The 24,229-nt window shown below is 70.3% G+C and carries 25 protein-coding genes; 8 read left to right on the top strand and 17 right to left on the bottom strand.

Annotated elements, in window-relative coordinates; genetic code table 11:
- Positions 1–43 precede the first annotated feature (43 nt).
- Entirely contained in the window at positions 44–796 is a 753-nt protein-coding gene (locus tag AC2DFQ_RS00745) for an MIP/aquaporin family protein (RefSeq protein ID WP_484509742.1), read from the top strand.
- Positions 797–866: 70 nt separating this feature from the next.
- Positions 867–2,381, top strand: a complete 1,515-nt coding sequence (gene glpK, locus AC2DFQ_RS00740; protein ID WP_484509743.1) for a glycerol kinase GlpK — start codon at positions 867–869, stop codon at positions 2,379–2,381.
- A gap of 62 nt (positions 2,382–2,443) precedes the next feature.
- On the opposite strand, the gene AC2DFQ_RS00735 is transcribed toward glpK, so the two are convergent.
- Positions 2,444–2,923 (bottom strand): OsmC family protein, encoded by a 480-nt coding sequence (locus tag AC2DFQ_RS00735; protein WP_484532631.1) that lies wholly within the window; start codon positions 2,921–2,923, stop codon positions 2,444–2,446.
- Between the two features lie 61 nt (positions 2,924–2,984).
- Here AC2DFQ_RS00735 and AC2DFQ_RS00730 point away from each other — a divergent pair, with 61 nt between their 5' ends.
- The gene (locus AC2DFQ_RS00730; protein ID WP_484532630.1) at positions 2,985–3,968 is read left to right on the top strand and encodes an asparaginase; all 984 of its coding nucleotides are present in this window, start codon (positions 2,985–2,987) and stop codon (positions 3,966–3,968) included.
- A 37-nt stretch (positions 3,969–4,005) separates the two neighbouring features.
- Positions 4,006–5,121 carry an alanine dehydrogenase gene (gene ald / locus AC2DFQ_RS00725; RefSeq protein ID WP_484532629.1) on the top strand — a complete coding sequence of 372 codons (1,116 nt, stop codon included), beginning with the start codon at positions 4,006–4,008 and terminating at the stop codon, positions 5,119–5,121.
- 113 nt (positions 5,122–5,234) lie between these two features.
- Here the strand turns inward: ald and AC2DFQ_RS00720 are convergent, their stop codons facing one another.
- The 12 genes from AC2DFQ_RS00720 to atpB all read right to left on the bottom strand — a co-directional run bounded on the left by AC2DFQ_RS00720 (position 5,235) and on the right by atpB (position 17,530).
- The gene (locus AC2DFQ_RS00720; protein WP_484532628.1) at positions 5,235–8,021 is read right to left on the bottom strand and encodes an FtsK/SpoIIIE domain-containing protein; all 2,787 of its coding nucleotides are present in this window, start codon (positions 8,019–8,021) and stop codon (positions 5,235–5,237) included.
- A gap of 93 nt (positions 8,022–8,114) precedes the next feature.
- Positions 8,115–8,888 carry a PP2C family protein-serine/threonine phosphatase gene (locus tag AC2DFQ_RS00715; RefSeq protein ID WP_484509748.1) on the bottom strand — a complete coding sequence of 258 codons (774 nt, stop codon included), beginning with the start codon at positions 8,886–8,888 and terminating at the stop codon, positions 8,115–8,117.
- Between the two features lie 172 nt (positions 8,889–9,060).
- Positions 9,061–9,795 (bottom strand): DUF5684 domain-containing protein, encoded by a 735-nt coding sequence (locus AC2DFQ_RS00710; protein WP_484532627.1) that lies wholly within the window; start codon positions 9,793–9,795, stop codon positions 9,061–9,063.
- A gap of 117 nt (positions 9,796–9,912) precedes the next feature.
- A complete protein-coding gene (locus AC2DFQ_RS00705) occupies positions 9,913–10,662 on the bottom strand; it encodes a YaaA family protein (RefSeq protein WP_484532626.1) in 750 nt (249 codons plus the stop codon).
- A gap of 97 nt (positions 10,663–10,759) precedes the next feature.
- Entirely contained in the window at positions 10,760–11,020 is a 261-nt protein-coding gene (locus AC2DFQ_RS00700) for a F0F1 ATP synthase subunit epsilon (RefSeq protein ID WP_484509751.1), read from the bottom strand.
- Between the two features lies 1 nt (position 11,021).
- Positions 11,022–12,464 carry a F0F1 ATP synthase subunit beta gene (atpD, locus tag AC2DFQ_RS00695; RefSeq protein WP_484509752.1) on the bottom strand — a complete coding sequence of 481 codons (1,443 nt, stop codon included), beginning with the start codon at positions 12,462–12,464 and terminating at the stop codon, positions 11,022–11,024.
- 22 nt (positions 12,465–12,486) lie between these two features.
- On the bottom strand, positions 12,487–13,383 hold the full coding sequence (locus AC2DFQ_RS00690) for a F0F1 ATP synthase subunit gamma (RefSeq protein WP_484509753.1): 897 nt from the start codon (positions 13,381–13,383) through the stop codon (positions 12,487–12,489).
- A 21-nt stretch (positions 13,384–13,404) separates the two neighbouring features.
- A complete protein-coding gene (gene atpA / locus AC2DFQ_RS00685) occupies positions 13,405–15,042 on the bottom strand; it encodes a F0F1 ATP synthase subunit alpha (RefSeq protein WP_484509754.1) in 1,638 nt (545 codons plus the stop codon).
- A gap of 72 nt (positions 15,043–15,114) precedes the next feature.
- Positions 15,115–15,906, bottom strand: a complete 792-nt coding sequence (locus tag AC2DFQ_RS00680; protein WP_484532625.1) for a F0F1 ATP synthase subunit delta — start codon at positions 15,904–15,906, stop codon at positions 15,115–15,117.
- Positions 15,906–16,514, bottom strand: coding sequence for a F0F1 ATP synthase subunit B (locus AC2DFQ_RS00675; protein WP_484509756.1), 609 nt, complete (start codon positions 16,512–16,514; stop codon positions 15,906–15,908). Before AC2DFQ_RS00675 ends, AC2DFQ_RS00680 begins: the two co-directional genes overlap by 1 nt.
- A 34-nt stretch (positions 16,515–16,548) precedes the next feature.
- Positions 16,549–16,782, bottom strand: coding sequence for a F0F1 ATP synthase subunit C (gene atpE, locus AC2DFQ_RS00670; protein ID WP_043360904.1), 234 nt, complete (start codon positions 16,780–16,782; stop codon positions 16,549–16,551).
- Positions 16,783–16,828: 46 nt separating this feature from the next.
- On the bottom strand, positions 16,829–17,530 hold the full coding sequence (gene atpB, locus AC2DFQ_RS00665) for a F0F1 ATP synthase subunit A (RefSeq protein ID WP_484533116.1): 702 nt from the start codon (positions 17,528–17,530) through the stop codon (positions 16,829–16,831).
- Here atpB and AC2DFQ_RS00660 point away from each other — a divergent pair.
- Positions 17,502–17,633 carry a hypothetical protein gene (locus AC2DFQ_RS00660; RefSeq protein ID WP_484509757.1) on the top strand — a complete coding sequence of 44 codons (132 nt, stop codon included), beginning with the start codon at positions 17,502–17,504 and terminating at the stop codon, positions 17,631–17,633. The genes atpB and AC2DFQ_RS00660 overlap by 29 nt on opposite strands.
- A 138-nt stretch (positions 17,634–17,771) precedes the next feature.
- On the opposite strand, the gene AC2DFQ_RS00655 is transcribed toward AC2DFQ_RS00660, so the two are convergent.
- The 4 genes from AC2DFQ_RS00655 to prmC all read right to left on the bottom strand — a co-directional run bounded on the left by AC2DFQ_RS00655 (position 17,772) and on the right by prmC (position 21,119).
- Positions 17,772–18,242: a Cg1360 family ATP-synthase-associated protein gene (locus tag AC2DFQ_RS00655; RefSeq protein ID WP_484509758.1), complete on the bottom strand. Its 471-nt coding sequence runs from the start codon at positions 18,240–18,242 to the stop codon at positions 17,772–17,774.
- Positions 18,239–19,393: an MraY family glycosyltransferase gene (locus AC2DFQ_RS00650; protein WP_484509759.1), complete on the bottom strand. Its 1,155-nt coding sequence runs from the start codon at positions 19,391–19,393 to the stop codon at positions 18,239–18,241. The genes AC2DFQ_RS00655 and AC2DFQ_RS00650 overlap by 4 nt, the downstream gene beginning before the upstream one ends.
- Positions 19,390–20,109 (bottom strand): L-threonylcarbamoyladenylate synthase, encoded by a 720-nt coding sequence (locus AC2DFQ_RS00645; protein ID WP_484532624.1) that lies wholly within the window; start codon positions 20,107–20,109, stop codon positions 19,390–19,392. Before AC2DFQ_RS00645 ends, AC2DFQ_RS00650 begins: the two co-directional genes overlap by 4 nt.
- A gap of 116 nt (positions 20,110–20,225) precedes the next feature.
- Positions 20,226–21,119: a peptide chain release factor N(5)-glutamine methyltransferase gene (prmC, locus tag AC2DFQ_RS00640; protein WP_484509761.1), complete on the bottom strand. Its 894-nt coding sequence runs from the start codon at positions 21,117–21,119 to the stop codon at positions 20,226–20,228.
- Between the two features lie 91 nt (positions 21,120–21,210).
- Here prmC and cysK point away from each other — a divergent pair, with 91 nt between their 5' ends.
- The 3 genes from cysK to AC2DFQ_RS00625 all read left to right on the top strand — a co-directional run bounded on the left by cysK (position 21,211) and on the right by AC2DFQ_RS00625 (position 24,180).
- Positions 21,211–22,149 carry a cysteine synthase A gene (cysK, locus tag AC2DFQ_RS00635; protein WP_484509762.1) on the top strand — a complete coding sequence of 313 codons (939 nt, stop codon included), beginning with the start codon at positions 21,211–21,213 and terminating at the stop codon, positions 22,147–22,149.
- On the top strand, positions 22,150–22,719 hold the full coding sequence (epsC, locus tag AC2DFQ_RS00630) for a serine O-acetyltransferase EpsC (protein ID WP_484509763.1): 570 nt from the start codon (positions 22,150–22,152) through the stop codon (positions 22,717–22,719). It abuts the gene before it with no gap.
- 63 nt (positions 22,720–22,782) lie between these two features.
- A complete protein-coding gene (locus tag AC2DFQ_RS00625; protein WP_484532623.1) occupies positions 22,783–24,180 on the top strand; it encodes an amidase in 1,398 nt (465 codons plus the stop codon).
- Positions 24,181–24,229 lie beyond the last annotated feature (49 nt).

Genomic DNA, 24,229 nt, shown 5'->3' with positions numbered 1-24,229 from the left:
CATCGCTGCGCACGCGGGACTTCTCTGAAAGGTCAATGTCGACATGCAAGACGTCAATCTGGGTCTGTATTTCCTGTCTGAACTGGTCGGCACCGCGATGCTTCTGCTTCTCGGTGCCGGCGTGGTCGCCAACGTCGTCCTCGCCCGAACCAAGGGCAACGGCGGTGGCTGGCTGCTGATCAACTGGGGCTGGGGCCTGGCGGTTTTCGCCGGCGTGCTCGTCTCGGCATACTCCGGCGCGATGATCAACCCCGCCGTGTCGCTGGCGCTGCTCATCGCCGGCACGATCGACGGCCTCATGTTCCTCGTGGCGGTCGCGGCGCAGCTGATCGGCGCGTTCCTGGGCGCGGTTCTCGCGTGGGTCGCCTACAAGCAGCATTTCGACGAGGAGCCCGACCCGGCACTGAAGCTCGCAGTCTTCTCCACCGGCCCGGCGATGCGCTCCTACGGCTGGAACCTCGCCACCGAGATCATCGGCACCTTCGTGCTCCTGTTCGTCATCTTCGCCTTCGCCGACTACGGCGACGTCGAGATCGGGACGCCCGGTGCCCTCGGCCCGTTGTCGGCCGTTCCCGTCGCACTGCTCGTGGTCGGGATCGGCGCATCCCTCGGTGGCCCCACGGGCTACGCCATCAACCCGGCGCGCGACCTCGGTCCCCGCATCGCCCACGCCATCCTCCCCATCAAGGGCAAGGGGTCCAGCGACTGGGCCTACTCCTGGGTGCCGGTCGTGGGGCCGCTCATCGGAGCCGCGATCGCCGCGCTCCTGGCACCGCTGCTTCTCGGCCTCGGCTGAGGCCGCGGGCGCCGCCCGCAGTGCCCCACCTCTTTTCCTCGCCACCACTCACAGACAAGGAAGTCACACCATGGCCGACTACGTTCTCGCCATCGATCAGGGCACCACCTCAACCCGCGCGATGATCTTCGACCGCAAAGGAACCGTCGTCTCGATCGGGCAGAAGGAGCACGAGCAGATCTTCCCGAAGGCGGGGTGGGTCGAACACGACCCCGCCGAGATCTGGCGCAACACGCAGGAAGTGATCGGCCTGGCCCTCAGCCGCGCCGACGTGACCCGCCACGACATCGCCGCGATCGGCATCACCAACCAGCGCGAGACCGCGGTGGTGTGGGACAAGAACACGGGCAGGCCGGTGTACAACGCCATCGTGTGGCAGGACACCCGCACGCAGTCGATCGTGGACCGCCTCGCCGAGGACGGCGGCGCTGACCGCTTCAAGGACATCGTCGGCCTCCCGCTGGCGACGTACTTCTCCGGCACGAAGATCGTGTGGATCCTCGAGAACGTCGAGGGAGCGCGCGCGAAGGCCGAGTCCGGCGATCTCCTCTTCGGGACGACCGACTCGTGGGTGCTGTGGAACCTCACCGGCGGCACCGAGGGGGGCGTCCACGCCACCGACGTGACCAATGCCAGCCGCACCCTCTTCATGGATCTCGAGACGCTGCAGTGGCGCGATGACATCCTCGAGATCTTCGGCGTGCCGCGCTCGATGATGCCGGAGATCCGGTCCTCCTCGGAGGTGTACGGCAAGGCGGAGCCGTCGTCGCTGCTGCGCGAGACGCCGGTTGCCGGCATCCTCGGCGACCAGCAGGCGGCCACCTTCGGGCAGGCGGCCTACGATCCGGGCGAGAGCAAGAACACCTACGGCACGGGCAACTTCCTCATCTTCAACACCGGTGAGGAGATCGTCCACTCCAAGAACGGTCTGCTGACCACCCTCGGCTACAAGCTCGGCGACGGGCCGGCGCACTACGCACTGGAGGGCTCGATCGCCGTCACGGGGTCGCTCATCCAGTGGCTCCGCGACCAGCTCGGGATCATCAGCTCCGCTCCCGAGGTGGAGAAGCTCGCCGAGGCCGTCGAGGACAACGGTGGCGTGTACTTCGTGCCGGCGTTCTCGGGCCTGTTCGCGCCGTACTGGCGAGCCGATGCCCGCGGGGCGATCGTCGGGATGACGCGCTACGTCAACAAGAACCACATCGCCCGCGCAGCGCTGGAGGCGACCGCGTTCCAGACCCGCGAGGTGCTGGAGGCGGTCAACGCCGACTCCGGCGTCGACCTCACCGAGCTCAAGGTCGACGGCGGCATGACCGCCAACGACGCGCTCATGCAGTTCCAGGCCGACATCCTCGGGGTGGCCGTGGTGCGGCCGGTGGTGGCGGAGACCACCGCCCTCGGCGCCGCGTATGCCGCGGGCCTCGCGGTGGGTTTCTGGGACAACCTGGACGACCTGCGTGCGAACTGGCAGGAGGACAAGCGCTGGGAGCCGAACATGGACTCCGACGAGCGCGAGCGTCAGCTGCGGCTGTGGAAGAAGGCCGTGACGAAGTCGATGGACTGGGTCGACGCCGACGTGATCTGACCCGCCCCACCGGAGACCGCGAGAATCCACTGTCCCGGCCTGGATTCTCGCGGTCTCCGAGGTTACGGGGTCCGGTCGGCGACGGTGACGGTGGGCTCGTGGCGCACCGGGAAGTTCACAGAGTTGGCGATGAAACACCACTCGTGCGCGTCGCGATGGGCCGCGGTCGCCGCCTCCACCATGGACTCGTCGGCGACCACGACGCGGGGATGCAGCACGACCTCGAGGAAGCGGCCACTCATCCCCTCCACGACCATCGTGCCGGTGGCCTCGTCCTCGTAGCCGACGACGACCACCCCGGCCGACGTGCACGCGTGGAGGTAGGACAGCAGGTGGCACTCCACGAGCGCCGCCACCAGGAGGTCCTCGGGGTCCCACCGGCTCGGGTCGCCGCGGAATGGCTTGTCGGCGGAAGCGAGGAGATCGGGCTTGCCCTCGACGCCGATCGTGACGGACCGGTCGTAGTCGCGGTAGCCGCTCGTTCCCGTGCCGCGGTCGCCCGTCCACGTGGCGTGGACCCGATAGGAATGCTCAGCCGTCATCCGGTCAGTCTTCCATCGTGAGTCGCCCCGCGGGCCCGACATCCGCGGATAGTGTGGGAGCGTGCCGTTGACCTCCGCCGCATCCGTCGACCTCGCCACAGTCGAGCGCAACGGCTTCGTCGAATCGCGACACTCCGGTGCCGCGATCGTCTTGGCCCCCGACGGCACCGTCGCCGAACGACTCGGCGACGTCAGCGCGAGCATCCTCCCGCGCTCCAGCATGAAGCCGTTCCAGGCCCTGGGCTGCCTGACCGCCGGCGCTCCGCTGGAGGGGCAGATGCTGGGCCTGGCCACGGCCAGCCACACCGGCACCGATCGGCACGTCGCGGTCGTGCGCGAGATCCTCGCCGCGGCCGGACTCGGCGAGGACGACCTGGGCTGCCCCCCGGCCTGGCCCTCCGACACCGCCACGCGCGACGAGATGATCCGCGACCATGCCCAGCCGGCGCGCATCCGGATGAACTGCTCCGGAAAGCACGCCGCCATGCTGCTCACGTGCGTCACGAGCGGCTGGGATACCGCGGGGTACCTCGATCCCGCCCACCCGCTGCAGGTGCACATCCGGGAGGTCATCGAGCGCCTCACCGGGGAGAGGACGACGGCGACGGCGATCGACGGATGCGGCGCACCGGTGTACGCGATGACACTGGCGGGGCTTGCCCGGGCCATCCAGCGGGTCGGAACCTCGTCCGAGCGCTCACCCTTCGCCCTGCACCGCAACGCGGGCGCCCTCGTCCGCGCCGTCCGTGAGAACCCGTGGACGATCGACGGCCCCGGTCGCCCCGACACCGTCGTCATCGAGCGCCTCGGCGTGTTCGCCAAGGGCGGGGCAGAAGGCGCGATGGTCATGGTGGCCCCCGACGGCACCACGGTCGCGCTGAAGATCCTCGACGGCAGCGGCCGCGCCGCATCCGCCGTCGCGCTCCGCCTCCTCGAACGCGCGGGAGCCCTCGCCCCCGCAGATGTCGCGGATGCGATGGCCAGGCTTCCCCTGTCGGTCTCCGGCGGCGGGAAGGACGTCGGGGCGATCCGCCCTGCGTTCTGAGGCGCGGCCCACCCGGCTGCGCGGAAAGGTGGATCGGATGAGGATCTGCGTACCGAGCGAGGTGAAGGACCACGAGTACCGGGTCGCCCTGACGCCCTCCGGAGTGCACGACCTGGTCACAGGCGGGCACGACGTGTTCGTCCAGCGCGGCGCCGGCCGGGGGTCGGCGATGAGCGATGCCGACTACCAGGAGGCCGGCGCGGTTCTTCTGGAAAGCGCCGCCGACGTGTGGGCGCGGGCGGAGCTGCTGCTCAAGGTCAAAGAGCCGATCGCCAGCGAGTACGGGTACTTCCGCGACGACCTCGTCGTCTTCACGTACCTGCACCTGGCCGCCGATCGCCCCCTCACCGAACGCCTCCTCGCCGACGGCGTGACCGCCATCGCGTACGAGACCGTCCAACTCCCCGGGGGTGGCCTGCCGCTGCTCGCACCGATGAGCGAGGTCGCCGGCCGGCTCGCGCCGATGGTGGGCGCACACACGCTGCTGCGCTCCCAGGGGGGACTGGGCCTCCTCATGTCGGGAGTCCCCGGCACGCGGCCGGCGCAGGTGACGGTCATCGGCGGGGGCGTGGCCGGGGCGAACGCCACGGTGGTCGCTGTGGGCCTCGGCGCTCAGGTGACCGTGTTCGACACCAATGTCCAGCGTCTGCGCTACCTCGATGATCATTTCCAGGGCCGCATCCGCACGGCCGCGTCCAACCCCCTCGACCTCGAGCGCGCGGTGGTCGACTCCGACCTCGTCATCGGGTCCGTCCTCATCCCCGGAGCCCGCGCGCCCAAGCTCGTCTCGAACGAGACCGTGTCGCGGATGCGTCCGGGAAGTGTGCTCGTGGACATCGCGGTCGATCAGGGCGGATGCTTCGCCGACACCCGCCCGACCACGCATGCCGATCCCACCTTCGCCGTGCACGGGTCGGTGTTGTACTGCGTCGCCAACATGCCCGGCGCCGTGCCGAACACCTCGACCTCGGCTCTGACGAACGTGACCCTCCCCTACGTGCGGCAGATCGCCGCTCGGGGGTGGAAGGAGGCGCTGCGCGCCGACCCCGCCCTGGCGGCCGGGCTGAACATCGCCGGCGGCGCGGTGGTGAACCCGGGGGTGGCCGCGGCCCACGCGCTGCCCGCCGCATCCCTCGGCGATGTCCTGGCATGACCCGGCCTCGCCGTTCAGGAGGCCGGCCGGCGCCGTTGAGGGCTCCCGCTCGGCGTGTCTCCTGAGCGCCCAGAAGAGGCGGCGGCGCCCGGCGGGCGGCGCACCACCGACCATTACGGGCCGGGCGACGGGGTCACCGCCACGCGGCGCGGTGGCCGCCCCGCCGCGAACTCCCACGCGCGGCCCTGGTGCGGCGCGGCGTACGGGGGAAGATCGCGATCCCCCGTGAGCAGCCGCACGTCGCGCGCGCAGGCCGCGTCGATCACGAGCGCGGAGTCCGACCGCATCCGCTCCAGCAGCCGCGGACGGACGGCCCACTGCTCCGGGTCGCCCACCAGGAGCACCCGGCCCCCGGGCTCGGGTACGGCGGGATCGTCGGTGGCGTCCACGGCGCGCAGGCGCACCCCGCTGCGCTCCCACCGCTCGAGCGGTTGTGTCGTTCCGCGGCGGGTGACGAAACCGGAGACTCCCACGGGCGGATGCCACAGCGGCAGAGCCGACGGAGCACCCGGTGCCGTCGCGTCGGGGGCAACGGCCACCTGCACGACCCGACGCTCGATCACCCCCCGTCCCGGAGGCGCCGACACCACGTAGTCGGCGGCCATCCCACCGGCCGCCACATGCTCGGCGCGACTGGGCGTGCCGAGCACCAGTCGGCTCGGGAAGAGGTCGGCGACCCGCCCGGCGACGCCGGTCAGGCGCTGCGCGGCGGCGAAGACCTGGATTCCCAGCCTCCCCCCATCGCGGATGAGACGCTCCACCGCCTCGGCGGCCGCCCTCGCGTACTCGTCCGGCAACCGCCCGGCCAGGGCGTCGAGGTCGTCGAGGAAGACGGCCGTCCCCGGCGCCGGCGGATGAAGCGCAGCCGTCGAGAGTACATCCCAGGCGTGCTCGGGGTCGGCTCCCACCCAGAGCGCGGTGGCCACCTGCGCGGCAATCGTGCGAAGGGACGTGGTCTTCCCCGACGCCGGTCCTCCCACGACGAGGAGGCCCCGGCCGTCCCGGGGTAGGAGCGCGGCCTCCTGGCGCTGGTGGTCGGGCTCGTCGCGGAGACCGAGCACGATACCGGGAAGCGGCGTCCGCACCTCGTCGAGGGGGATCGTCGTCGGCAGCTCCGGCAGCCAGCTGGCGCGGGGCAGGAGCCCGGCCCCGTCGACGGCGGCGCTGACGTCGGCGGGACCGGACAGGGCGATGCGCACGCGGGCGGCCCGCGTGTCGGGTCCGCGGCGGATCACGGCGAGGCCGCGCGCCTCGGGCCCGCCGGGAAGGGAGGCGGCGTCGGGCGTCCCGACGACGGCTGTGCTGTCGTACGGGTCGGCCACGCGCAGGCTGATCCGCAGGCCGCAGTTGGCCAGGAGCGCGTCACGCACGACGCCCCCGACGCGTTGGGTGCCGAGGATGAGGTGGATGCCGAGGGCTCGCCCCCGGGCCGCGAGGTCGGCGAAGAGCGGCTCCAGGTCGGGATGGGCTTCGCGCAGCGCGGCGAACTCGTCCACGATGACGACGAGGCGCGGCAGGTCGACCGCGCCCACGTCTCGCTCCCCCGCCCCGGCCAGCACGCCCTCCCGGTGTCGGATCTCCGCGCGGAGGCTGTCGATGGCCCGCCCCGCGCTGCGGGCATCCAGGTCGGTGATGACACCGGTCACGTGCGGCAGCCTCGCGAGGGGCTCGAACGCCGTCCCGCCCTTGAAGTCGGCGAGGAGGAAGGTGACATCGGCCGTCGTGTATCGCGCGCACAGTGCGGTCACCCACGTGACCAGCAGCTCGCTCTTGCCGGCACCGGTCATCCCGGTCACCACCGCGTGGGGGCCGTGGCGCACCAGATCCACCTCGTACGGCGTGCCGGTGGCGACCCCGATCGTGACAGGGAGGCCGTCGCGGGAGCGCTCGCGCATCGGAGGCCGGAGAGCCGACAGCGGCACGGGCCCGGCATCGTCGGCGGCTGAGCTACCGGCCGCGTGCCGCTCGGCGAGGTCGCGTGCGACCAGCGCCGCCTGGGCGGCGCCCAGCGCCTCGACCTCGATCTCGTGCGCCTCGACACCGATCTCCACGCGTGCACTCCCGGGCCCCGTCATGGTCACGACCACACCGCAGCGCGGAGGAACCGGCTCCCCCGGCCGCGTGCACAGCATCACGACGTCCGCGTCCGGGAGCACTCCCCCCTGGCGCGCCCACACCACCCGGCGGGCGCCGGGCCTTCCGGCGTGCGGGAGGTTCTCGACCCACCTCTCACCCTCCTCCAGCGCCTCGATCTCGACCTCGCCCGGCGGGTGCACCATCGCCACCTGCAGCAGCAGCGACCGCATCACGGCGTGAGCCAGCGCATCGGGTCCGACCACGGCGCATCCGCTGCCCAGGACGACGGGAACGGGCGCGTCGGCCAGGATGCGAGCAGCCTGCGCGAGGCGGAGGTCGTCGGGGTGCGCGCCCGCTGTCGACACGCGGGTCCGGCTGGGCAGCGCGCCCCGCCCCACCGCCACCCGCCCCGATCGCTCGGCTCCCGCCCGCCAGATCTGCTCCGGCCGCGCGAGATACCCGGCGACGTCGGGGTGGCGCATGGCCAGCGCGGCACGCTCGGCCGCGTGCCGCTCCTCGACCTCCCCGCCCACGCGGTCTCGGGCCTCGGCCGCCTCCCTGTCACCGGCGCGACGTTCGCGGCGGGCCGTCCGCATCCCGTCGGCGACCCCCGCGACCGCGATGACGGGCCCGAGGAGCGCGAACCACAGCGCGAACACCGACCCGGTGAAGGCCCAGAAACCGAGCGCACCGACGACGGGAACGGAGGAGGCCAGCCACGGCACGGGCGGGCGGGAGGGCCGTGGTGGTCGTGCCGGCAGCGACAGGGCGGGCGCGTCGCTCTCTCGCGAAGCGGAGAGGGACACGAACCCGGCGGTGCTCATGACCTCAGTGCACCGCGCGCCCCGACGTCACGGGGCCCGGCGGGACCAGACAGGGGACAACCGCGGGAGCGGCCCGGCTGGGGAGGAGGATTCTCAGCCGGCGTCGCGGTGCACGTCGAGCACGACGATCGTGACGTTGTCGCGTCCGCCGTTCTCCAGCGCCGCCGCGAGCATCGCCTCGACGGCGTCGGCGGGGTCGGGATTCTCCTCGAGGAAGTGCCGGATGCCGTAGTCGGTGAGCTCCTTGGTCAGCCCGTCGGAGCAGACCACGAAGCGGTCCCCATCGATGACGTCCAGGCGCACGTAGTCCGGCTTCACGCTCTCGGTCGGACCGACCGCACGGGTGATGACGTTGCCGTACGGGTGGTTCTCTGCCTCTTCGGGGCTGAGGCGGCCGGCAGCGACGAGTTCCTGCACGACGGAATGATCCGTGGTGATCTGGACGAGATCACCATCCCGCAGGAGATACACGCGCGAGTCGCCGATGTTCAAGGTGACCCAGTGCGGCGGATGCTGCGATGTGTCCAGGAACAGGCCGGTCAGCGTGGTGCCGGTGCCCTCATCGGTGGTCTCCGGGTGGGACAGGATGTCTTTGACCGCGCGCACGAGGGCTTTCTCGATGGCCTTCGGGGTGACCGTGCCGTCGTCCACCATCCCGCGGAGGCGGTCGACCGTGCTCGCGCTGGCGATCTCGCCGCCGACGTGCCCGCCCATGCCGTCGGCCACGACGAACAGCGGGTAACTGGTGAGGACGGCGTCCTGATTGGCCTCGCGTCGACGCCCGGTGTCGGTGACCTCCGCCCACGACAGCTCGATCGTGGCGTCCTGAACGCGGACGGAGCGGGTGCTGGTCGTCACCTGGGGCACGCCACATCCTCCGGTTGCCGAGAGCGGTCGCCGCGCTGAACCCGTGCGACGTCCTGCCATCCTAATGGACGGCTGAGGTCATCCCGCGGCACCATCCCCATCGGCTCAGCAACGTCGCATCCGGACGCAGAGAGCCCCCGCCGACGGCGGGGGCTCTCTGCAGTGCGTGCGCTCAGACGCGCGGCGGAGCCGGCGGCTCCTCCGTGGGCGGGGCCGGGGGAGCTGCCGGGGGCTGCTGCGGGGCCGGCGGCGGGGTCTGGCCCGCCGGCGGCGGGGACGCCGGGCCTCCGGGCGCCGGGTAGCCGGCGGGCGGCGGGGTGTAGCCGGCCGGCGGCGGCGGGTAGACGCCCGGAGCCGGGTAGCCCGGCGCGGCGGGAGGGGCGTATCCGGCGCGACCTGCCTGCACCGGCACGCCCTGCCACGCGGTGGTGTCGGCCAGGAAGCTGTTCGCCCACGGGGCCGGGGCGAAGGCGGTGTTCCAGCGCGACTTGTCGAAGGCCATGATGCCGAGCCACACGATCCACAGGAACACCGCGAGGATGAGCCACGCAGTTTCTTTGCCGAGCTTCATCTGCACGCGGTAGGCCGCGAGCATGACGTACACGAACGCGGCGAGGGCGGGGATCCCACCGAGGATCGGACCGAGGTACGGGATGACGTTCAGCACGAAGCCCGCGCCGATGAGCACGAGAAGCCACCAGGGATTGAGGTCGCCCAGCTTCACGAAGATCATCTCGCGATACACCGGAACCCATGCGCGCCAGCCGCCCTCAACGCCCGCCTTCGCGAAGATCTTGGCGAAGAAGATCGAGGAGACCACATAGTAGGCCGCGACGAGGATCAGCCAGATGAAGAAGAAGGCGAAGAGCAGCGCGATGAGCGCTCCGCCCGAGGTGTCGTTGTACACGGAAGTCCTTCCGAAGGGTTTGACGTCGCGAGCGACGCGGGGATCCCCGCGTTCGTCATGCTAGCGAACGGAGGATTCTCCGACGGCTGCGACGCGCGCGGCCGCAGAACACCGCACTCACACCACCAGGTCGATCTCTCCCGCCCGGCCAGGTCGGAGGAGGAGCCCCGACCCCGCGGCCCACCGCAGGAAGGCGTCGGGCGAGGAGATGCGCGGCCGATCGGCGGCCAGCGCGCGCACGAGGGCTCCCTTGGCGTGCTTGTTGAAGTGGTTGAGCGCCCGAGCGAGGCCGTCACCCGTGTCGGTCACGACGCGCACGTAGACCGCGTCGGCACCGGCGGGAACCGGGCCCAGTGCCACGTAGGCCTCGGAACGCAGGTCCAGGATGAACCGGGGCGAAGCCTCGGCGAGGGCGGCGGTCACGGCATCGGCCCAATGCCGACGCAGCGGCGCCACTCCGGGCAGCGCCGCACCGGCCGCCAGGCGGTAGGCGGGAATGGGATCGAGAGCGCCCACGGGCCCGAACGGCGCGGAGTGGATGAGGACGTACTCGCCGAGCCACCTCCGGGACGGCGCATCGAGGGTTCCCGCCCCGAGCGCGTCGTAGAGCACTCCGGTGTAGCGGTCCACCGCGGGAAGCGTCGGGCTCTGCCGCACGGCGGCGTTGACGGCGACTTCACCCCGCCGGCGCGCGCTGAGCTTCAGCACGCGCGCCGCCTCGTCCGCGTCGGCCGACAGCGCGATGAGCGCATCCACCACCTGCTCGCGCTGTCCGCGCAGCGTCGGCAGCGCGAGCACGTCCAGGTCGAGACCGGCCCCGCGCCCGCCCGGGCGCTTCGTCTCGGACGGCGGCAGCAGGATCAGCATCCGCCCTTACCCCTCCCATGCGAGAAACCACACCCCGGATGAGACGCCGCGCGCGGCGGTGCGTCTCGTCCGGGATGTGGTTTCTCGGTGACTGATGCTACGAAACGAGTGCGGCGTTGCCCGCGACGATCGTGAGGTCGTCGCCCTCCATCGACAGGAAGCCGTCCTGCGCGTTCGCGATCACCTTCGAGCCGTCGGCACGCGTGATGCGCACCTGGCCCTCGGCGAGGATCGCGAGCACGGGCTCGTGACCGGACATGAAGCCGATCTCGCCCTCGACGGTCTTGGCCACCACGAGTGAGGCTTCACCCGTCCACACCTCGGCGTCGGCCGAGACGAGGTGCACCTGGAGCGGCATGTCAGCCGTTCTCCTTCTGGATCTGCGCCCACTTGGCCTCGACGTCGGCGATGCCGCCGACGTTGAAGAACGCCTGCTCAGCGACGTGGTCGTAGTCGCCCTTGACGATGGCGTCGAACGACTCGATGGTCTCCTTGATGGGAACCGTCGAGCCCTCGACACCGGTGAACTTCTTCGCCATGTACGTGTTCTGCGAGAGGAACTGCTGGATGCGGCGTGCACGGGACACGACGATCTTGTCCTCTTCGCTCAGCTCGTCGACACCAAGGATCGCGATGATCTCCTGCAGCTCCTTGTTCTTCTGCAGGATCTGCTTCACCGAGGTGGCCACGCGGTAGTGGTCCTCACCGATGTAGCGCGGGTCGAGGATGCGGCTGGTCGAGCTCAGCGGGTCCACGGCCGGGTAGAGGCCCTTCGACGCGATCTCGCGCGAGAGCTCCGTCGTGGCGTCGAGGTGCGCGAACGTGGTCGCCGGCGCCGGGTCGGTGTAGTCGTCGGCCGGGACGTAGATGGCCTGGAGCGACGTGATCGAGTGGCCGCGCGTCGAGGTGATGCGCTCCTGGAGGACGCCCATCTCGTCGGCCAGGTTCGGCTGGTACCCCACCGCGGAGGGCATGCGACCCAGCAGCGTGGAGACCTCGGAACCGGCCTGCGTGAAGCGGAAGATGTTGTCGATGAAGAGCAGGACGTCCTGGTTCTGCACGTCGCGGAAGTACTCCGCCATCGTCAGCGCCGACAGGGCGACACGAAGACGCGTCCCCGGCGGCTCGTCCATCTGGCCGAAGACGAGGGCGGTCTTGTCGAAGACACCCGCCTCCTCCATCTCGGAGATGAGGTCGTTGCCCTCACGGGTGCGCTCGCCCACCCCGGCGAACACCGACACACCACCGTGGTCCTGCGCGACGCGCTGGATCATCTCCTGGATGAGCACGGTCTTACCCACGCCGGCACCGCCGAACAGGCCGATCTTGCCGCCGAGCACGTAGGGCGTCAGCAGGTCGATGACCTTGATGCCGGTCTCGAACATCTGGGTCTTGGACTCGAGCTGGTCGAAGTTCGGCGCCTTGCGGTGGATGGGCCAGCGCTCGGTGATCTCGATCTTCTCGCCGGGCTCGGCGTTGAGGATGTCACCGGTCACGTTGAACACGCGGCCCTTGGTGACGTCACCGACGGGAACGGTGATCTGCTCGCCGGTGTCGCGCACCTCCTGGCCGCGGACGATGCCGTCCGTCGGCCTCAGAGCGATGGCGCGGACGAGGTCGTCCCCGAGGTGCTGCGCAACCTCGAGCGTGATCTCCGTCGACTCGTCGCCGATCACGATCGTCGTCTTCAGCGCGTTGTAGATGTCGGGGATGGAATCATGCGGGAACTCGATGTCGACGACCGGCCCGGTGACGCGCGCGACGCGCCCGACGACCGCGGTCTTCTCGGCGGTGAGGCTCATGGCTTCTTCTCTTTCTCTGGGTCTACTTGCCGGACGCCAGCGCGTCGGCGCCGCCGACGATCTCGGCGATCTGCTGCGTGATCTCGGCCTGACGCGCGTTGTTGCGCAGGCGGGTGTAGTCGGTGATGAGCTTGTCGGCGTTGTCGCTGGCCGACTTCATCGCCTTCTGGGTCGCGGCGTGCTTCGCGGCCGACGACTGCAGGAGGGCGTTGAAGACGCGGCTCTGGATGTACACCGGCAAGAGCGCGTCCAACACCGTCTCGGCGTCCGGCTCGAACTCGTACAGCGGGTACACCTGCGCGCCGGTGGGCTCTTCGGCCTCGACGACCTCGAGCGGGAGAAGGCGCACCGACTCCGGGCTCTGCGTCATCATGCTGACGAAGCGGTTGTACACGAGGTGGATCTCGTCGACGCCGCCCTCGCCGCCGCCACGGTTGTAGGCGTCGATGAGGGTCGCGGCGATCTCCTCCGCGGTGCGGAACTGCGGGGTGTCGGTGTCACCGGTCCACTCGGCCGCCGTCGCGAGGCGGCGGAACTGGAAGTACCCCACCGCTTTGCGGCCGACCACGTAGAAGGCGACGTCCTTGCCCTGCGAGCGCAGCAGGTTGGCCAGCTCCACACCCTCGCGGAGGATCTGCGAGTTGAAGGCGCCGGCAAGTCCGCGGTCGGAGGCGAAGATGACCACGGCCGAGCGGCGGATGTCGGCGCGCTCGGTGGTCAGCGGGTGGTCGATGTTGGAGTGCGTCGCGACCGCCGAGACGGCGCGCGTCACGGCTCGCGCGAAGGGCGACGACGCGCGCACCCGCGCCATCGCCTTCTGGATGCGCGAAGCCGCGATGAGCTCCATCGCCTTCGTGATCTTCTTGGTGGTCTGAGCAGAGTTGATCTTCTGCTTATAGACCCGTAGTTGTGCGCCCATGGTGTTGTCTCCCCGCCGCTGTTAGCGGCGGCCCTTGACGATCTTCTCCTGGTTGACGTCGTCCACCTCAGCGGCATCGGCCGACTCGGTGCCCGGCGCTGCGATGCTCTGACCCTCGCCGGCCTGGAACTCCAGGACGAACGCGTCAACGCGCTTCTCGAGCTCCGCCGCGGTGTCGTCGTCGAGGACGTTGGTCTCGCGGAGGGTGTCGAGAACAGTCGAGTTGCGGCGCAGGTAGTCGAGGAGCTCGCGCTCGAAGCGCAGCACGTCGGAGACCTCGACGGTGTCGAGCTTCCCGTTGGTGCCGGCCCAGATCGACACGACCTGCTCCTCCACCGGGTACGGCGAGTACTGCGGCTGCTTGAGCAGCTCGGTGAGGCGTGCGCCACGGGACAGCTGACGACGGGATGCGGCATCCAGGTCGCTCGCGAACATCGCGAACGCCTGGAGCGAGCGGTACTGGGCGAGCTCCAGCTTGAGCGTGCCGGAGACCTTCTTGATCGACTTGACCTGGGCGTCACCGCCGACGCGCGACACCGAGATGCCGACGTCGACCGCGGGACGCTGGTTGGCGTTGAACAGGTCGGACTGCAGGAAGATCTGGCCGTCGGTGATCGAGATGACGTTGGTCGGGATGTACGCCGAGACGTCGTTGGCCTTGGTCTCGATGATCGGAAGACCGGTCATCGAGCCCGCGCCCAGCTCGTCGGACAGCTTCGCGCACCGCTCCAGCAGACGGGAGTGCAGGTAGAACACGTCGCCCGGGTAGGCCTCGCGGCCCGGCGGACGACGCAGCAGCAGCGAAACCGCACGGTAGGCCTCGGCCTGCTTGGTGAGGTCATCGAAGATGATGAGGACGTGCTTGCCCTGGTACATCCAGTGCTGGCCGATGGCGGAGCCGGTGTAGGGCGCCAGGTACTTGAAGCCGGCGGGGTCGGAGGCGGGAGCGGCGACGATCGTCGTGTACTCCATGGCCCCTGCGTCCTCGAGCGCGCCCTTGACGGAGGCGATCGTGGAGCCCTTCTGGCCGATGGCGACGTAGATGCAGCGAACCTGCTTGTTGACGTCGCCGGATTCCCAGTTGGCCTTCTGATTGATGATCGTGTCGATCGCCAGCGCCGTCTTGCCGGTCTGGCGGTCACCGATGATCAGCTGACGCTGACCACGGCCGACGGGGATCATCGCGTCGATGGCCTTGATGCCGGTCTGCATCGGCTCGTGCACGCTCTTGCGCGACATGACGCCGGGCGCCTGCAGCTCGAGCGCGCGGCGACCCTCGGTCACGACCTCGCCGAGGCCGTCGATCGGGTTGCCGAGCGGGTCGACGACGCGACCGAGGTAGCCGTCGCCGACGGCGACCGAGAGGACCTCGCCCGTGCGGGTGACTTCCTGGCCGGCCTCGATGCCGGAGAACTCGCCGAGGACGACGACACCGATCTCGTGCTCGTCCAGGTTCAGGGCCAGGCCCTGCGTGCCGTCTCCGAAGCGCACGAGTTCATTGGCCATCACGCCGGGCAGGCCCTCGACGTGGGCGATGCCGTCGGCGGCGTCGATAACGGTGCCGACCTCGGTTGCGGCGGCGCCAGTGGGCTCGTAGGCGGCGACGAAATCTTTCAGCGCGTCACGGATGACGTCGGGGCTGATCGTGATATCTGCCATTGTCTTCCTTCGTGTTGTGGGGCCGGGGAGCCCCGAGATGTGCGGTCCTCGCGGACGGCAAAGCCTTGTAGTTTAACCCGCCAGGCGCTGGCGGAGGCCGGCCAGGCGGGTGGAGATGCTCGCGTCGATGACGTCGTCGGCGATCTGCACGCGCAGGCCGCCCACCACCGACGGGTCGATCACGACGTTCAGCGACACCTCGCCGCCGTATCGCGCAGATAGCGCCGTGGCGAGGCGGGTGCGCTGGGTGTCACTCAGCGGTGTGGCCGACACGACGGTCGCCACGGTGCGGCCTCGCTGGTCGCCGACGAGCCACATGGCCCGGTTGAGCAGGCTCCGTACGCGACGCTCCCGCGGCTGCTGCACGAGCGAGGAGATGATGAGCGTCGTGGCGGCGCTCGCGCGCTCCCCCAGGAGCGAGGTGATGAGCGCCCCCTTGGCCGCGGGATCGCCGAGGCGACTGCCGAGAGCAAGCTCGAGCTCGGGGTTCTGTGCGACGGTGCGCGAGAACGAGAACAGCTCGGCCTCCACCTCGGAGCCGGTCGCCCCGATCGCCGCCGAGCGGACCGCGAGCTCCTCGATCCCGTCAACGAGATCCGATGCACGCGACCACCGCTGGTCGACCAGCGAGCTCAGCAGCGACACGGTCACCGGCCGGAAGGAAGGACCGAACACGTCGGCGATCACCTTCGCACGGGACTCCGGCGAGGCCGACGCATCGGCCAGCGCGCCGCCCAGCTGCGACGAGTCGCCGATGGCGCGCGCCGCAGCGAACAGCTCGGCGGCGACCTGGAGGTCGACGCCCTGCGCCGCGCCGAGCGCTGCGGTCGTGACCTCGAGTGCCTGAGTGGTCGCGCTTCCCACTAGGACATCACCGGTCCCTGTGCTTCGGCAGGCTCAGCAACCGGCTTCGAGGATGCCGCGTTCTCCGACGCTTCCAGGTCGGCCAGGAAGCGGTCGACGACCGCCTGGGCCTTCTGGTCGTCGGAGAGGGTCTCGCCGATCACGTTGCCGGCCAGATCGAGCGCCAGCGAGCCGACCTCGCTGCGCAGCGACACCAGCGCCGCCTGGCGCTCGGCTTCGATCTGCGTGTGCGCGGTGGCCGTGATGCGGGCGGCCTCGGCCGACGCCGTCTCGCGGGCCTCGGCGACGATCTTCTTGCCGTCCTCGCGGGCGGCCTCACGGATCTCACCGGCTTCCTTGCGAGCATCGGCCAGCTGCGCCGTGTACTGCTCCAGCGCCGCCTCGGCCTGCCGCTGGGCCTCGTCGGCCTTGGCGATGTTGCCTTCGATGGCGGCACCGCGCTCGTCCAGCAGCTTCTGCATCCGCGGAAGAACAACCCGCCAGAACGCGAGCAGGATGACGACGAAGCAGACAGCCGACCAGATGATGTCGTACCAGGCCGGAATCAGCGGGCTCGGCGCCGATTCTTCCGCGTGGTCCGCGGCGAATACGACAAGAGCGTTCAGCATCCCGTCTCCTTTGTCTGAGTAAGTGGCGGCCGGATCAGGTGAAGATGAAGCCGGTCGCGATACCGATGAAGGCCAGGGCCTCGGTGAAGGCGATACCGATGAACATCAGGACCTGCAGGCGGCCGGCGAGCTCGGGCTGGCGAGCGACGCCCTCGATCGTCTTGCCGACGACGATGCCCACGCCGATGGCCGGGCCGATGGCGGCGAGGCCGTAGCCGATCGTCGCGACGTTTCCGGTGACCTGGGCGAGAACCGTAGTTGCGTCCACGGGGTGTTTTCCTTTCGGTTGGGTGGCTCGGCGTGCGCCGGGCCGCTCAGTGCTCTTCCGCGACCGCGAGCTGGATGTAGACCGCGGTGAGAATCGCGAAGACGTACGCCTGGAGGAAGGCGACGAACAGTTCGAACAGGGTGAAGGCGAAGCCGAAGGCGAGGCTGCCCATGCCGAGAGCCGACCACCAGCCGCCGAGACCCACGATGAAGAACTGCGTGGCGGCGAAGAACAGCACCAGCATCAGGTGCCCGACGATCATGTTCATCAGCAGTCGCAGCGTCAGCGTGACGGGACGGATGATGAAGGTCGAGAGGAACTCGAGCGGGATGATGATGATGTAGAGGAACCACGGCACGCCCGAGGGCATGAGGGAGTTCCGGAAGAAGTTGCCCGGGCTCTTGCGCACGCCCGCGTAGATGAACGTGACGTAGGCGACGATCGCGAGCAGCAGCGGGACGGCGATGACGCTCGTTCCGGCGATGTTCAGGAACGGGATGACACCCGTGATGTTCATGAACAGCACCATGAAGAAGATCGTGGTGAGGATCGGCAGGAACCGGTCGCCGTCCTTGCGGCCGAGCAGATCGTGCGCGATGTTCACCCGGACGAAGTCCAGACCCATCTCCACGATGCTCTGGAACCGGCCGGGAACGAGCTTCATGCGGCGCGTGCCCAGCACGAACAGCACGACGAGCACCGCCGTCGCCAGCATCTGGATGAGGTTGATCCGCGTGATCGCGAAGATCGTGCCCTCGAACAGAACAGCGTCGGGGAAGAACTCGTTGATCGACGGCGGATGGAACTCCGCGTCGGAGGACGCGACGTTCGCGATCAGGGTCGCAGCTTGAGTGAACAGCGCTGGCTCCAGCTTTGGGGCATCGGTGAGGACCGTTGCGACGATGGTCGGTGAGGGCGCCCCGAAAGCGCTTGGGAGAGCGTGCGGGTGCAGGTAAACACTATCAAACTACGGCCCGCTCGGATTCCGTTCACTGGCGGCGGTCACCGGCATCCGGGTCGGTGGGCAGCGAGACGTCGCTCGCATGGGGGATGCGCATCCGCATGAGGACGATGAGGTCGACGATCAGCGACCCGAGGACGCTCGCGACCAGGGCGACGAAGAACACGATCGGATCGATCCACGGCTGGTCGCGGAGGACGAGGAGCGCGACGATGAACAGCACGAGTTTCACGATCCAGCCCCCCAGCACGATGCCGAAGAAGATCGGCACGTACAACGGGTCGCCGAACCACCGGTTGGCGATGAGGATGCTCGCGGCGGTGACCGCGGAGAAGAATGCGCCGACGAGTACCCCGACGAGCGCGCTGGCCACGCCCTCTCCCCCGCCCACGGCGAAGCCGAGGATCGCGCCGACGACGGCCAATGCCCCCGCGACGACGCCTCCCCAGGTCAGAGCGGTGCGGAGCACCGGGGTGCTGGAGACGGGACTGGGGGTCATGCGGGCTCCTCGATGGGGGCTGGGCGCGCGCGGCGGCGCGAGGGGAGGAAGGTCAGAACCAGGCATGCGACGACGCCGAGCACGCCGAACCCGACCCCGATGAGGTAGTCGCCCGGCCAGCTCTGCTGCGTGCCGAGGTACATGAGCAGGAAGGAGAAGCTCACCACGGCCGTCCACGCGTAGAAGATCAGCACCGCGTCACGGTCGCTGTGCCCCATGTCGAGCATGCGGTGGTGGAGGTGCTTGCGGTCGGGCGAGAACGGCGATTTCCCCGCGCGCATGCGTCGCATCACGGCGAGCCCGAAATCGAGCAGGGGCAGCAGGACCACCACGATGGGCAGCAGGATCGGGATGAAGGCACCCAGCAACTGGGAACGGCCGAACCGCTCGGGGTCCAGGACCGCCGGATCGATCTGCCCCGTGATCGCGACGGCGGAGCTTGCCATCAGAAGGCCGAGCATGAGGGCGCCGGAATCTCCCATGAAGATCTTGGCGGGGCTCCAGTTGAAGGGCAGGAAACCGATGCAGGCCCCGACCAGGACGGCGGCGAGGAACGAGGCCAGGTTGAAGTAGGTGCTGGCGCCGGTGTCGCGCACGAGGATGTACGAGTAGGCGAAGAACACGCCGTTGGCGATGAGGCAGACCCCGGCAACCAGACCGTCGAGCCCGTCGATGAAGTTGACGGCGTTCATGACGATCACGATCGCGAACACCGTGAGCGTGAAGCTCATCCAGCCCGACCCCACCGTCAACCCCCCGATCGGGAGGGAGAGGATCTGCAACTGCCCGAACCACGTGATGATGCCGGCGGCGACGAACTGCGCGCCCAGCTTGATCATCCAGTCCAGGTCCCAGAGGTCATCGGCCACGCCGACGAGCACGATGACGAACGTCGCGGCGAGCACCGCCAGCACGGGGCCGGGGTTGGTCCAGATGATCGAGAAGAACGTCTGCTGACTGGAGAAGAGGAAGGCCGCCGCGACGCCGAGGAACATCGCCACACCGCCGAGGCGGGGCGTGGGGTTCTTGTGCACGTCGCGCTCCCGGATGCCGGGATACAGCTTGTACCGCAGGCTCAGGCGCCACACGGCCCACGTGAGGACGAAGGTGACCACCGCGGTGAACAGCACCAGGAGAAGGTACTGCTTCACGCCGACCCGTCCCGTCCGGCTGCGGCATCCGGTTCCCCGTCGGCGTCCGAGTCGTCGGGTTCGAGCAGGTCGCCGAGCACGTCGCGGAGCCGGTCGCGGGGCACGGCCCCCTCGCGGAGGATCCGCACGGAGGGGGCGGCGCTTCCGACCAGGCGGGTGGCATCCACGATCGTGGACGCGATCCCGGTTTCGCTCGGGCCGCCGTCCAGATACACCGCGACGGAGTCGCCGAGCATGTCGCGGGCTTCGTCGATCGTGACAGCGGCGGGGGCGCCGGTGCGATTGGCGCTGGAGACGGCGAGCGGGCCCGTCTCCTCGAGCAGCTCGAGGGCGATGTGATGGGCGGGCATCCGCACCGCGACCGTTCCCCGGGTCTCGCCCAGATCCCAGGACAGGGAAGGCTGCGACGGGAGGACCATCGTGAGCCCCCCGGGCCAGAACTCCTCCACGAGGCGCTCGACGGGGCCCGGCACCTCGGCCACGAGGGCGCGGAGTGTGCCGACTCCGGCGACCAGTACCGGCGGCGGCTGCTGACGGCCGCGGCCCTTGGCGGCCAGGAGCGCCGCGACCGCGCGCGCGTTGAACGCGTCGGCGGCCACGCCGTACACCGTGTCGGTGGGCATGACGACGAGTTCGCCGCGGCTGAGCGCCTGGCGTGCGTGGCGCATACCGGAGAGCAATTGCGCTTCGTCACGGCAGTCGTAAACGGGTGACATGTCCCGCTCAGTCTAGTTCGAGCCCTCCCCCGTCTCTCATCCCCGCGTCGAGTCGCCAGCAAACGCCGGGATTCGGCCGAAGATACGACCGATGCTGGCGACTCGACGGGGGCCGGTCAGGGGCGGAGGGCCGTGGTGGCACGGTCGCGGCGGGTGAGGTCGGGATGCGTCGCTGCGGCGCGCCATCCGTCGGCGGCGAGGATGTCGCGGATCGCCGCGCCCTGCCATTCCCCGTGCTCGATCACGATCACGCCCCCCGGGTGGGCGAGCCGCAGTCCCACCCGGCTGAGCACGCGCACCACGTCGAGGCCGTCCGCGCCCCCGTACAAGGCCGCCGGCGGGTCGTAGAGGCGCACCTCGGGATCGCGCGGGATGGCGTCATCCGGCACATACGGCGGATTGGAGGCGACCACCGAGACCGTGCCGTCGAGTTCGGGGAACGCCCGTTCGAGATCGATGAGCGCCAGCTGGAGGTTGTCGGCACCGATGCGCCGCGCGTTCTCGGTGGTCCAGGCGAAGGCCTCGACGGAGTTCTCCGCGGCGTACACCCGGGCATGGGGCACCTCTGTGGCCATCGCGAGGGCGATGGCACCGCTCCCCGTCCCCAGGTCGACCGCGACCGGCGCGGGGGCCGCGGCGGAGACGAGCGCGTCGATGGCGAGCTGGGCCACCATCTCGGTCTCGGGCCGAGGGACGAACACGCCCGGTCCCACGGCGAGCTCGAGGTGACGGAACGGCGCGCGACCGGTGAGGTGCTGCAGCGGCACCCGCGCCGAGCGGCGCTCGACGAGCTCGTCGTACTTGGCCGCGGCCGCCGCATCCACGCCGTCGCCGCGGATGGCGGCGGCCTGAACGGCGCCCCGGCCGGCGCCGAGTACGTGGGCGGCCAGCAGTTCGGCGTCCACGGCGGCATCGGGCACGCCGGCGGCGGCAAGACGCTCGGTGGCCGCGCGCACGAGAGCGGAAAGCGGCCTTCCGGCGGGAGCGGGTGCGGGGGTGGGCTCGGGCATGGGCCTTCTCAGCCTACGGCGCCGCCGTCATACGCCGGCGATGTCGCTCGGTAGGCTGGTGGGTGACCCGTCCGACGGCGAAAGGCACGCCATGCCCGGCATTCACTCCGACATCACGTCCGCCTTCGGCGACACCCCGCTCGTGCGGCTGAACCGCGTCGCCGAGGGGGCGGGCGCCACCATCCTCGCGAAGCTGGAGTTCTACAACCCGGCCGGCAGCGTCAAGGACCGCCTGGGCATCGCCATCGTGGATGCTGCAGAAGCCTCCGGCGACCTACAGCCGGGCGGCACGATCGTGGAGTCCACGAGCGGCAACACCGGTATCGCCCTGGCCATGGTCGGTGCGGCGCGTGGATACCGCGTCGTCCTCACGATGCCCGCATCCATGTCGAAGGAGCGACGCCTGCTGCTCAAGGCGTTCGGCGCCGAAGTGCACCTCACCGACCCGACGAAGGGCATGTCGTTCGCGGTGGAGGAGGCCAAGCGCATCGTCGACGAGACCCCGGGCGCGATCTGGGCGCGGCAGTTCGAGAACGAGGCGAATCCCGAGGTCCACCGCAAGACCACCGCCGAGGAGATCCTGCGCGACACCGACGGCGCGGTCGACTACTTCGTCGCCGGCATCGGCACCGGGGGCACCATCACCGGCGTCGGCCAGGTGCTCAAGGAGCGCGTGCCCGGCGTGAAGGTCGTCGCGGTCGAGCCCGCCGACTCCCCCATCCTCACCAAAGGCCACCCGGGTCCGCACAAGATCCAGGGAATCGGTCCGAACTTCGTGCCCGCGATCTTGGACCGGGATGTCATCGACGAGGTCATCGACGTCGAGTTCGACGACGCCATCCGCCTCGCGCGCGACACGGCGACGAAGGACGGCATCCTCGTCGGCATGTCGAGCGGAGCCGCGATCTGGGCCGCGCTCGAGGTGGCGAAGCGCCCGGAGGCTGCGGGCAAGACCATCGTCGTCATCATCCCGTCGTTCGGGGAGCGGTACCTGTCCACCGCCCTGTACGAACACCTCCGCGAGGACTGAGTGGGCGTCGTCGCCCGCCTGCGCGAAGACATCGCCGCGGCCAAGCTCCGTGACCCCGCGGCACGCGGTTCCCTCGAACTCCTGCTGCTGTACTCCGGGTTGCACGCGGTGTGGGCCTACCGGCTCACCCATCGACTGTGGCGGCGCGGATTCCGTTTCCTCGCGCGCCTCGGCTCGCAGGTGACCCGATGGCTGACCGGGGTGGAGATCCACCCCGGAGCCGTCATCGGGCGCCGGTTCTTCATCGACCACGGCATGGGCGTCGTCATCGGCGAGACGGCCGAGATCGGCGACGACGTCCTGATGTACCACGGCGTGACCCTCGGGGGCCGCCAGCGCGCGGGGGGCAAGCGCCATCCCACTCTCGGTGACGGGGTCGCCGTCGGTGCGGGGGCGAAGATCCTCGGGTCCGTCACCATCGGCGACCGCAGCGTCGTGGGCGCCAACGCCGTCGTGACCAAGGATGCTCCCGCAGACTCCGTGCTGGTGGGGGTTCCGGCCACGCCGCGTCCGCGGCGTGCGGGCGAAGACACGCGCGCTCTCCTGACGGCGCCGGAGTACTCGATCTGACCCATCCCTTCGCCGGCAGGCGGGGGTGCGGGGCGACATCGCTCCCGTGGCTACGCTCGAGGGATGACCGCGCTGCATGATTTCTCGGCGATCGAACTGGCGGGGATGCTGCGCGGCCGCGACCTCAGCCCGGTCGAGGTCGCGACGCACTTCCTCGAGCGGATCGCCGCGCACGCAGACCTGGGCGCGTTCGCCGAGGTGACGGCGGATGCAGCGCTGCGGCGCGCCCGCGCGCTGGAGGCCGCGCCGCCGACGGGGGCGCTGTGGGGCCTCCCACTCGCCGACAAGGATCTCGTGGCCCGGGCGGGCGTTCCCACCCGCTACGGCTCCCGCGCCCGCGTCGACGTCGTGCCCACCGCATCCGATCCCCTCGCCGCGGCACTGGACGCGGCCGGCGCGGTGAGCCTCGGTAAGACGAGTACGTCGGAGTTCGGTCTCACCGGCTACACCGAGCCCCGCACCGCTCCCCCGGCGCGCGACCCGTGGGACCCGGCATCCGGCGCGGGCGGATCCAGCGGGGGCGCGGCCGTCGCCGTCGCCGCCGGACTCCTGCCGTGTGCGCCGGGCTCGGACGGCGGCGGGTCGATCCGCATCCCCTCGGCCACCGTGGGCGTGGTCGGGCTGAAGCCGTCGCGCGGACGCCTGCCGATCGGATCGGGGCTGGACTCCCCCGACGGCCTCGCGGTCACCGGCCCCCTCGCCCGCACGGTGGCCGACGCGGCGTTCCTCCTCGACGCCCTGTGCGCCCTGGCGCCCTATCCGTTCGCCACCGGCGCGGCCGACGCCGCGCCGTTCCTCCCCGCCACCCTGAGTGACCCGCCGCGGCTGCGCATCGGCGTCACGACCGTCTCCCCGTGGGACGACGACGTGGAGATCACGCTGGATGCCTCGGCCCGGCAGGCGTTCGACGTCGCCGCGACCGCCCTCGCCGATCTCGGCCATGACGTGCAGGATGCGCCGTGGCGGCCGGAGGGGTACGGACCGCTCTTCCGCGTGCTCTGGCGGGCGAGCGCCGCGCGCATCCCGCTGACGGAGGCCGACCTCGACCTCGTCGAGCCGATCACGGCATGGCTCGTCCGGCAGGGCCGTGCGCTCCCGGCGCCACTGCTGCTCGGCGCCCTCGCCGGCGCACGAGTGTTCGAGCGCGCGACGATCGCGGCGTTCGCGCCGTACGACGTGGTGCTGACCCCTGCCCTCGCGCTCCCCCCGCGTCCGCTGGGATGGCATGACGCAGCCGATGCCGAGCGCAGTTTCACGCAGCAGGTGCAGTACGCCCCCTACAGCAGCTTCGTCAACGTGTCGGGGCTGCCGGCGCTCGTCCTGCCGGTGATGCAGGACGCCTCCGGGCACCCCGTGAGCGTGCAGCTCGTCGGGCGCCCCGGTGGGGAGCGGATGCTCCTGTCCGCCGCATCCCAGCTCGAACGCTGGCGCGGCACCCTCCCGCATCCCCCCGCCTGGTAACCCCGCCGCGTCCCGCCCGTCGAGTCGCCAGCAAACGTCGAGAAGTCGC

It is taken from the genome of Microbacterium sp. Z11_20 (genome assembly GCF_057197605.1).
The sequence above is the reverse complement of the archived record's forward strand: the minus strand, read 5'-3'. Positions and strand labels throughout refer to the sequence as shown.